The 5,908-nt window shown below is 69.9% G+C and carries 5 protein-coding genes and 1 pseudogene; 5 read left to right on the top strand and 1 reads right to left on the bottom strand.

Features of this window, described 5'->3' with window-relative positions; genetic code table 11:
• Nucleotides 1–1,185: NAD(P)-dependent oxidoreductase (locus VFF46_RS27145; RefSeq protein WP_325040057.1), on the top strand; the 1,185-nt coding region annotated here is incomplete at its 5' end.
• A gap of 171 nt (nt 1,186–1,356) precedes the next feature.
• Here the strand turns inward: VFF46_RS27145 and VFF46_RS27140 are convergent.
• Nucleotides 1,357–1,923, bottom strand: a complete 567-nt coding sequence (locus VFF46_RS27140; protein ID WP_325040056.1) for an O-methyltransferase — start codon at nt 1,921–1,923, stop codon at nt 1,357–1,359.
• Nucleotides 1,924–2,230: 307 nt separating this feature from the next.
• Here VFF46_RS27140 and VFF46_RS27135 point away from each other — a divergent pair, with 307 nt between their 5' ends.
• The 4 genes and pseudogenes from VFF46_RS27135 to VFF46_RS27120 form a co-directional block, all read left to right on the top strand.
• Nucleotides 2,231–3,280: a 3-isopropylmalate dehydrogenase gene (locus VFF46_RS27135; protein ID WP_325040055.1), complete on the top strand. Its 1,050-nt coding sequence runs from the start codon at nt 2,231–2,233 to the stop codon at nt 3,278–3,280.
• A gap of 48 nt (nt 3,281–3,328) precedes the next feature.
• A complete protein-coding gene (locus VFF46_RS27130) occupies nt 3,329–4,417 on the top strand; it encodes a branched-chain amino acid aminotransferase (protein WP_325040054.1) in 1,089 nt (362 codons plus the stop codon).
• A 119-nt stretch (nt 4,418–4,536) separates the two neighbouring features.
• Entirely contained in the window at nt 4,537–4,935 is a 399-nt protein-coding gene (locus tag VFF46_RS27125; RefSeq protein WP_325040053.1) for a hypothetical protein, read from the top strand.
• 215 nt (nt 4,936–5,150) lie between these two features.
• Nucleotides 5,151–5,908: pseudogene (locus tag VFF46_RS27120) on the top strand (citramalate synthase); the annotation flags it as partial.

Raw genomic sequence — 5,908 nt, 5'->3', positions numbered from 1 at the left:
GGTGTCGAGCTGTTCGAGAAGACCGTCGGCATCGTCGGCCTCGGCAAGATCGGCGTCCTGGTCGCGCAGCGGCTGGCCGCCTTCGGCATGAACGTGATCGCCTACGACCCGTACGTGCAGGCCGGCCGCGCCGCGCAGATGGGCGTCCGGCTCGCCTCGCTGGACGAGCTGCTGGCGGCCAGTGACTTCATCTCGGTGCACCTGCCGAAGACCCCGGAGACCATCGGCCTGATCGGCGACGAGCAGCTGCACAAGGTCAAGCCCGAGGTCATCATCGTGAACGCGGCCCGCGGCGGCATCGTCGACGAGCAGGCGCTGTACTCCGCTCTGAAGGAGGGCCGCGTGGCCGGCGCCGGCCTCGACGTCTTCGCGAGCGAGCCGTGCACCGACTCGCCGCTGTTCGAGTTCGAGAACGTGGTCGTCACGCCGCACCTCGGAGCGTCCACCGACGAAGCGCAGGAGAAGGCCGGGATCGCGGTCGCGAAGTCGGTGCGGCTCGCGCTGTCGGGTGAGCTGGTGCCGGACGCGGTGAACGTCCAGGGCGGCGTGATCGCCGAGGACGTCCGGCCGGGGATCGCGCTGACCGAGAAGCTCGGCCGGATCTTCACCGCGCTGGCCGGCGGCGTCGCGCAGCAGCTCGACGTCGAGGTCCGCGGAGAGATCACGCAGTACGACGTGAAGGTGCTCGAGCTGGCCGCGCTGAAGGGTGTGTTCGCGGACGTCGTCGAGGACAACGTCTCGTACGTGAACGCGCCGCTGCTGGCGGCCGAGCGGGGCCTCGAGGTCCGCCTCGTCACGGACCACGACAGCCCGGAGCACCGGAACCTGATCACGCTCCGCGGCACCCTCGCCGACGGCGCGCAGGTGTCGGTGGCCGGCACGCTGGTCGGCGTCCGGCAGTCCGAGCGGCTGGTCGAGATCGACGGGTTCGACGTCGAGATCGAGCTCGCCGCGCACCTGGCGTTCCTCACCTACGAGGACCGGCCGGGCGCGGTCGGCCAGATCGGCCGGATCCTCGGCGACGCCGACGTGAACATCGCCGGCATGCAGGTCAGCCGGGACCGCAAGGGCGGCAAGGCCCTGGTCGCGCTCTCGGTCGACTCGAAGATCGCGGCCCCGGTCCTGGACGAGATCACCGCCGCGGTCCAGGCCGCGACCGCCCGTTCGGTGGACGTCGAGGACTGATTCACCCGAACGACTGCTTTACTGAAGGCGGTCAGCCGCCCGCAGGCGCATGGCGGCTGACAAGGGCCCGAGCTCCATAGCTCGGGCCCGCCCCATTTCCCACCCCACGCCAACCCCATCACCCAGCCAAACGTGCTGAGGGAGGGGAGCGGTTGGGTGGTTGGGGTGGGGTCAGCGGCGGGTGGCGAGCAGGACGGCGGCGTCGGGGGCGACCATCACCTCGACGGTGGTGAAGCGCTGGTCCATCAGCCACTCCTGGCGGAGCGTGTCGACCCGGCCCTCGTACATCGGCGGCCAGACCGCGGACGGGGTGAAGTCGTCCAGTACGACGAAGCCGCCGGGCTCGACCACGTCCGCGATCACGTCGCGGGCGGACAGCTTCGCCTCGCGGGCGTCCACGAACAGCAGCGCGAACGGGCCGCGCTCGATCAGCGCGGTCCAGTCGGCCGACACGACCTCGATCCGCTCGTCGGCGGCGAACAGTTCGGCGACCGCCTGCGCGAGCTGCGGGTCGCTCTCCGCGGTGACGATGTTGGTGCCCTGGCCGGCGCCGCTGCGCAGCCAGGCCGAGCCGACGCCGCAGCCGGTGCCGAGCTCACCGAGCAGGCCGGACTTCGAGGCCGCGAGCGCGGCGAGCAGCCGGCCCGTCTCGTTCCTGGTGGAGCTGACGAATCCGCGCCGGCCGGACAGGCTGAGGGCCGCGGAGACCAGCGGCGGCAGTTCTGGAGGAGCACTCACGGGCTGAGACTGGCACAGGTCGGGGCCGGTGCCCGCACCGGGATCTCATATTCCGGGACAACCTGCCCGCATTGTGGAGAAATAGTCGGACGTGCGAGTAAATTCGTGCGCATCCTGCCGCCCACGACATATTGGGAAGGAGCAGCATGTACGACATGTATCCAGCCAACTGGCCGGCCGTCGACGGCCGGGAGCGGAAGGTGGCCCGCCGGCGCCGCCCGGCTCGCCCCGCGCGGTCGGGAGCGGCCGAGGTCAAGGCTGTCCAAGAGGCCATGAACCGCCGTGACAATGGGGGAGAACCCAACAAGTGAGTGAGAACAAGAACTTCACGCTGGCCGTCGTCCCGGGCGACGGCATCGGGCCCGAGGTGACCACCGAGGCCCTCAAGGTTCTCGACGCGGTAGCCGCGCAGCACGGCGTGACGTTCGAGCGGACCGAGTACGACCTCGGCGCGAAGCGCTGGCACGCCACCGGTGAGACGCTGCCGGACGCCGAGCTGGAGGAGATCCGCAAGCACGACGCGATCCTGCTCGGCGCGGTCGGCGACCCGAGCGTCCCGTCCGGCGTCCTCGAGCGCGGTCTGCTGCTCAAGCTCCGGTTCACCCTGGACCACTACGTGAACCTGCGGCCCTCGAAGATCTACCCGTCCGTCGGCTCCCCGCTGGCCGACCCGGGCACCGTCGACTTCGTCGTCGTCCGCGAAGGGACCGAAGGCCCGTACGTCGGCAACGGCGGCGCGCTCCGGGTCGGTACGCCGGCCGAGATCGCCACCGAGGTGTCGGTGAACACGGCGTACGGCGTCGAGCGGGTCGTCCGGGACGCGTTCGCCCGGGCGCAAGCGCGGCCGCGCAAGAAGCTCACGCTGGTACACAAGAACAACGTGCTCGTGCACGCCGGCCACCTCTGGAAGCGGACCGTCGACAAGGTCGCCGAGGAGTTCCCGGAGATCGCGGTCGACTACCTGCACGTGGACGCGGCGACGATCTTCCTGGTCACCGACCCGGCGCGGTTCGACGTGATCGTCACCGACAACCTGTTCGGCGACATCATCACCGACCTGGCGGCCGCGATCAGCGGCGGCATCGGGCTGGCCGCGAGCGGCAACATCAACCCGGACCGGACCGCGCCGAGCATGTTCGAGCCGGTGCACGGCTCCGCGCCGGACATCGCCGGCCAGCAGAAGGCCGATCCGACCGCGGCGATCCTGTCCGCGTCGCTGCTGTGCGAGCACCTCGGGCTGACCGAGGCGGCGCGCGCGATCGAGGCCGCCGTCGAGGCGGACATCGAGGAGCGCACCGGCGCTGCCCGCAGTACCGCCGAGATCGGCGACGCCATCGCGAAGCGCGCGGCGGGCTGAGATGACCGATGCTCGCATGACCAGTTGGTCGAGAGGTACGGTGCGGCTATGAGCGCCCTAGAGTTCACCGTTGAGCCCAACACCCAATTGGCCAGCGACGACCAGCGCGCCCAGATCCTGGCGAACCCGGGATTCGGGCAGTACTTCACCGACCACCTGGCGATCGCCACCTGGACGGCCGAAAAAGGCTGGCACGACGCACGGATCACCGCCTTCGGGCCGCTGGAGCTGTCTCCGGCGACCTCGGTGTTCCACTACGCCCAGACCATCTTCGAAGGGATGAAGGCCTACCGGCATCCCGACGACTCGATCCACCTGTTCCGTCCCGAGGCGAACGCGACCCGGTTCCAGCGGTCCGCGCAGCGGCTCGCGCTGCCGGAGCTCCCCACGGAGGTCTTCCTCGACTCGCTGCACAAGCTGGTCGAGATCGACAAGGCGTGGGTGCCGGGCGGCGGCGAGACGTCGCTGTACCTGCGGCCGTTCATGTTTGGCTCGGACCCGTTCCTCGGCGTCCGGCCGTCGGCCCGGGTGACGTACTGCGTGATCGCGTCGCCCGCCGGCTCGTACTTCGCGAACGGCGTGAAGCCGGTCCGGATCTGGCTGAGCGAGGAGTACACCCGCGCGGCCCCCGGCGGCACCGGTGCGGCGAAGACCGGCGGCAACTACGCGTCGTCGCTGCTCGCCCAGGCCGAGGCGATCGAGAACGGCTGCGACCAGGTCGCGTTCCTGGACGCGGTCGAGAAGAAGTGGGTCGAGGAGCTCGGCGGGATGAACCTGTACTTCGTCCTCGACGACAACTCGGTCGTCACCCCCGAGCTGTCCGGGACGATCCTCGAGGGCGTCACCCGGGACTCGATCCTGAAGCTGGTCACGGATCTCGGGTACCACGTCACCGAGCGGAAGGTGTCGGTCGACGAGTGGCGTGAGGGTGCCGCGTCCGGCAAGGTGCGCGAGGTCTTCGCCTGCGGTACGGCGGCCGTCGTCACCCCGGTCGCGTCGCTGAAGTGGCGTGACGGTGAGACCCGGATCGGCGACGGCAACGGCGGCCCGGTCACGGCGGCCGTCCGCTCCGCCCTGCTCGACGTACAGTACGGCCGCGCGACCGACCCGCACGGCTGGATGACCCGCGCTTTCTGAGCCCTACTTGTTCGAACGCCCGGCAGCCAAGGCTGCCGGGCGTTTCATAGGTTCTTCTCAGCTCGGCGTGTGGGACGGCGCTCGCTGGACCTCCGTAGGACCCGATAGGGTCGGGCGGCATGAGCGGCTTTCCGGCTGAGGTCGAGGGGTACTACGCGGAGCTGGCCGAGCGGCGCGGATGGTCCGGCGAGACCGTCGCGGCGATCCGGTCGACGGTGGAGCTGATCCGGGACCTGGACCGGGGTACGGCGCCGCGGACGTACGGTGCGGTGGTCGACGACTACGGGACCGACTGGCTGTACGAGGCCGTCTGGCACGAGGCGGAGTGGGTCGTGATCCGGCAGCTCGGCGCCGGCGAGGACGGCGAGGTCACGCGGTACTGGTGGCAGCGGCTCGAGGACGACGAGGGGATGCTCACCGACCGGGCGCTGGACCGCGAGGACTGGGGCCTTCGGCCACTGTCCCGCGAGGACTTCTACACCGCGTGGGACGACCCGGGCTGGTCACTTACCGCCTGAACTCCAGTACCCCTTCGCGTACTGAATGGTCGAGATGCGAGACGGCACCGTTACCGATCGGTGATTGTGTGGCAGACTTCGAAGGGTCATGAAGCACTATCGGGTGATTATTCCCTAGGCGCGCTCAGCAAGCTGTACCTGAGCGCGCAGACCTCTCGCACCTTGCGGGAGGTTTTTTGTTTGCCGTACAACACCCCTCCGGAAGGCCGACCCGCATGAGCATCTCGGACGATTTCCACGTCTACGACACGACGTTGCGCGACGGTGCGCAGCAGGAGGGTCTGGCGCTGTCCGTGGCCGACAAGATCGCCATTGCGCAGCACCTGGACGAGCTCGGGGTGGGCTTCATCGAGGGCGGCTGGCCGGGCGCCGTACCGAAGGACACCGAGTTCTTCGAGCGCGCACGGACCGAGCTGCACCTGAAGAACGCGACGTTCGCGGCCTTCGGCGCGACCTGCAAGCCGGGGACGCCGGCCGCCGACGACCAGCAGGTCGGCGCGCTCCGCGACTCCGGCGCCGGGGTCGTCACACTCGTTGCCAAGAGCCACGATGCGCACGTCGAGCGGGCGCTCCGGACGACGCTCGACGAGAACCTCCGGATGGTCGCCGACACGGTCCGGCACCTGCGGGACAACGGGCAGCGGGTCTTCCTGGACACCGAGCACTTCTTCGACGGCTACCGCGCGAACCGGGCGTACGCGCTGGAGGTGGTACGGGTGGCCGCCGAGGCCGGGGCCGACGTGGTGGCCCTGTGCGACACCAACGGCGGCACGCTGCCCCGGGAGTTGCAGGAGGTCGTCCGCGACGTACTGGAATCGACCGGGGCCAGGCTCGGCATCCACTGTCACAACGACGCCGGCTGCGCGGTGGCGAACTCGATCGCCGCCGTCGAGGCCGGCGTCACGCACGTCCAGGGCACGATCAACGGGTACGGCGAGCGCACCGGCAACGCGGACCTGCTCGCGATCGTCGC

Source organism: Kribbella sp., assembly GCF_035655035.1.
In the GTDB taxonomy this organism is placed as follows: Bacteria; Actinomycetota; Actinomycetes; order Propionibacteriales; family Kribbellaceae; genus Kribbella.
Note: the sequence above shows the minus strand (reverse complement) of the source record. Positions and strands in the feature narration are given on the sequence as shown.

Excerpts from the sequence above, each read along its gene's own strand:
- VFF46_RS27125 (WP_325040053.1), top strand. The coding sequence starts at position 4,537 with ATGAGCGGCTTTCCGGCTGAGGTCGAGGGGTACTACGCGGAGCTGGCC.
- VFF46_RS27130 (WP_325040054.1), top strand. The coding sequence starts at position 3,329 with ATGAGCGCCCTAGAGTTCACCGTTGAGCCCAACACCCAATTGGCCAGC.